1 pseudogene is annotated in these 542 nt (G+C 65.3%); it reads right to left on the bottom strand.

The features are described from left to right. Positions 1 to 542: pseudogene (locus tag PKE71_RS17570) on the bottom strand (DNA-directed RNA polymerase subunit beta); the annotation flags it as partial.

Here is a 542-nt window from a genome sequence, read left to right as displayed (position 1 = left end):
TGGATGAGCTCGCCCACCGTGCGCAGACGACGGTTGCCGAAGTGGTCGATGTCGTCGGTCTCGACGACGATCTCGTCGTTCGCCCCCCGCATCGAGGTCTCGCCCGCGTGCAGCTTGACGATGTACTCGATGGTGGCGACGATGTCCTCTTCGGTCAGCGTGCCCTGGGTGATCTCGGCGCCGACGCCGAGCTTCTTGTTGATCTTGTAGCGGCCGACCTTGGCCAGGTCGTAACGCTTGGGGTTGAAGTACAGGTTCTCCAGCAGCGTCTGCGCCGACTCCTTGGTCGGCGGCTCACCCGGCCGCAGCTTGCGGTAGATGTCCAGCAGAGCGTCGTCCTGGCCGGCCGTGTGGTCCTTCTCCAGGGTGGCGCGCATGGACTCGTACTGCCCGAACCGCTCAAGGATCTGCTCGTTGGTCCACCCGAGCGCCTTCAGCAGGACCGTGACGGCCTGCTTGCGCTTGCGGTCGATGCGGACGCCGACGCTGTCACGCTTGTCGATCTCGAACTCGAGCCAGGCGCCCCGGGAGGGGATCACCTT

The sequence above is a fragment of the Maricaulis virginensis genome (assembly GCF_027922185.1).
Classification (GTDB): Bacteria; Pseudomonadota; Alphaproteobacteria; order Caulobacterales; family Maricaulaceae; genus Maricaulis; species Maricaulis virginensis.
The sequence above is the reverse complement of the archived record's forward strand: the minus strand, read 5'-3'. Positions and strand labels throughout refer to the sequence as shown.